At 45.2% G+C, this 2,681-nt stretch carries 3 protein-coding genes; 2 read left to right on the top strand and 1 reads right to left on the bottom strand.

Annotated elements, in window-relative coordinates; all coding sequences use genetic code 11:
- The first annotated feature begins 47 nt into the window (after positions 1 to 47).
- Both ACFO8Q_RS19005 and ACFO8Q_RS19010 read left to right on the top strand, forming a co-directional pair.
- Positions 48 to 485: a group II intron maturase-specific domain-containing protein gene (locus tag ACFO8Q_RS19005; RefSeq protein ID WP_380027974.1), complete on the top strand. Its 438-nt coding sequence runs from the start codon at positions 48 to 50 to the stop codon at positions 483 to 485.
- A 343-nt stretch (positions 486 to 828) separates the two neighbouring features.
- Entirely contained in the window at positions 829 to 1,635 is an 807-nt protein-coding gene (locus ACFO8Q_RS19010) for a M15 family metallopeptidase (RefSeq protein ID WP_380027976.1), read from the top strand.
- Positions 1,636 to 1,892: 257 nt separating this feature from the next.
- Here ACFO8Q_RS19010 and ACFO8Q_RS19015 read toward each other — a convergent pair.
- The coding region (locus tag ACFO8Q_RS19015; protein WP_380027978.1) for an NlpC/P60 family protein at positions 1,893 to 2,681 on the bottom strand (789 nt) is incomplete at its 5' end.

Here is a 2,681-nt window from a genome sequence, read left to right on the forward strand (position 1 = left end):
CAATCCTCCTACGTATAGTATCGCTCTTATTTCGGAGGTTGTCCAACTTGATTACGGGGCTTAAGAGCAAGCTGGTCAACCTCTGGGATGACAAGGAAGGGTTCGATTTTCTGGGCATGCATCACCGGAAGATACCAAAGCTTGTTAAAGGCGGTCATAAACAATTCATCCTTCGAAGTTACCCTTCAAAGAAGGCCATGAAGAAGATGAAAAAGGCGGTCAAAGAGGTTACTGAACCCCGGAACCGTCTCTACTGGACGATGAACCAAATGGTGGAGGAACTGAACCCCAAGATTCAGGGGTGGAAGAACTACTACTCTCTGGACTCATTTGCGATTCAATTCCTTAACAAGATCGATTGGTATATCCGCAAGAGACTGATGCTGTTCTGGAATAAGAAGCACAATCGTCGAAAGAAACACAACAAATCCGGAGTGGCAGGAATGGTTGCCTCACTCGCCGGACTCAAGAAACTTGCCTCTTAGAGAGTACCGTAATGCACAGAGAAGAAGAATATCGGAAAGCCGGATGAGGGAAAACCTCACGTCCGGTTTGATGCAGGGGGAACTGAAAAAGTAAAAGCGGGCTAGCGCCCGCAATGAAATTTCAGTTCTCTACTCTACTTATGAACATCCTCCGCGCTGGATAGATTTCAAAGGAATACTCATGCCGTGTTTGGAAAAGTTTGAGATCGATCCCAATGAAGAGCGGTTTAAAACACTAGAAATCAGCCCACCCATTGTCCCAACAGATATCCCCTACTTTGCATAAGTGGAATTGATATGTGCTATAATGACTACTGCGCCTATTAACGAGATAGGGAGGTACATGCGTATGCACACAGGTAAATTTACCCCCAAAATTGCTCTCGTTCTCGGAGTGACTACCTTACTGACCGGATGCTTCGATCTGAAACCCGATTCGAACGTCAAAACACCTGGTCAATCCGTAACGGCTTCAGAGGCGGATCCCCCCACATTGCCACCTACTGAATCGGGTATTGAGAGACAGATAGAAAGGGACAAAAACGATGCCGTACAAGTCGTAGCTAAGCCGGAGGTTATCACTGTACTAGTTAACAAAATGAATAGGCTGCCCTCGAATTACATACCCTCCGATTTGGTAGAACCTAACATCCCGTTCATTTTTACAGAGAAAGATGAAAAACGTTTCATGCGAAATGAAGCGGCCCAGGCGTTGGACAAGCTGTTTGCTGCAGCAGAGAAGGACGGCATTTCCTTGGCCGGTGTTTCCGCATACCGTTCCTACGAAACCCAAAAGTCGCTTTTTAATCACTATGTCAAAGTACAGGGTGAAGAGAAGGCTCGCAAAAATAGCGCAAAACCAGGTCACAGTGAGCATCAGACAGGTCTCGCCATCGATATTTCCGATAGCAGAGGCAAATGCGCTGCTGAGGACTGCTTTGCAGATACCCCCGAAGCTAAATGGCTGATCAAACACGCTCACGAGTATGGATTCATTATCCGCTATCCAAAGGGGAAAGAGGCCGTCACTGGATACAATTTTGAACCATGGCACATTCGATATGTAGGCACGAATATTTCTATGGAAGTAGCCAAGAAGGGCTTAACGTTAGAGGAATATATTGAAAAGGCGGTACTGGCATCAAAATAATGTAAGGCAGCATGCGCGGGAGTTCTACATGGATCAACTTGTTTATTTTCCATTCGTGTTACTCCTTGAAATGCCGCCCTGTTGCAGTCCCTTTCATTAGGGAACCAACCTGCGAGAGTCGATTTGTAGGGTGAACAAAGGAGTACGTAATCAGGGATGGAAGATCTAGTTAGAGTAATTTAAGGAGCCCCAGATGTAGGGCTCCGTTTTGTTGGTCAAACCCCCACTTTAAGATAGGACAAATATGGGCACTGGTTTTATTTGGGAATGACGATTCGCTTTTGCGGTGGCAATACGTAACTTTCCGGAATTACAGGAGGTTTAGCCTCATGACCTTTCGGAACTTGACCAGGCGTCCAGGATCCTTCCGGCAGAACTCGTTGTGCTGTGAAAAAGTTGCTGCCCCACCAGTAACTGAAATTATTAACGATGCCGATGGCGGTTGGATTACCTTGGGAACGTGTACCAATTACAGCTGGCTGTCCGTTTATCATTCCCATATAAATTGCAACGTGACTAATATATTTGTTTCCCTTAGAATCTTTAGCCCACCAGGTTAATATATCCCCAGGACGCAGGTTCTCAGTTCCTTTAAGTCTCCATTTGCCATTAACTTTTTCAGGATATACTCCCTCGATTCGAGTCCCCACAGAACCATATTTTCGTGCAACATCTGTAATGTTGAATCCAAAATCGCCATAAACGAGTTTCGTGTACTCAGAACAATCGACAATGCCTTTCTTTTGATATGAATTATAACCATGTCCATAGACCATGTACCCGTTTTCCATGTACCAAATTGCTCTTTCAACAATTTGGTCCCCGAGGCTTCCCTTAATATTTCGAGAAGCGTCCCGATACTGCTGTATATACTTAAGCTCTTCTTGGGTGTAATCGGAATAGTATCTTTTGTATTTTTGGATCGCTTCACTTTTGGCCAGAACGTCGGAAGTGGAAGCAAGTGCAGGATTAATGATGTTGCCGCTGTAGCATAATGCCCATAAGCTGACGGAATTGCCTGTCCGAGAGATGACGAATATAATGAC

It is taken from the genome of Effusibacillus consociatus (assembly GCF_042652925.1).
GTDB lineage: Bacteria > Bacillota > Bacilli > Tumebacillales > Effusibacillaceae > Effusibacillus > Effusibacillus consociatus.

Bases quoted from the DNA above. Each gene is read 5' to 3' on its own strand.
- ACFO8Q_RS19010 (WP_380027976.1), top strand. From the start codon at position 829: ATGCGTATGCACACAGGTAAATTTACCCCCAAAATTGCTCTCGTTCTC.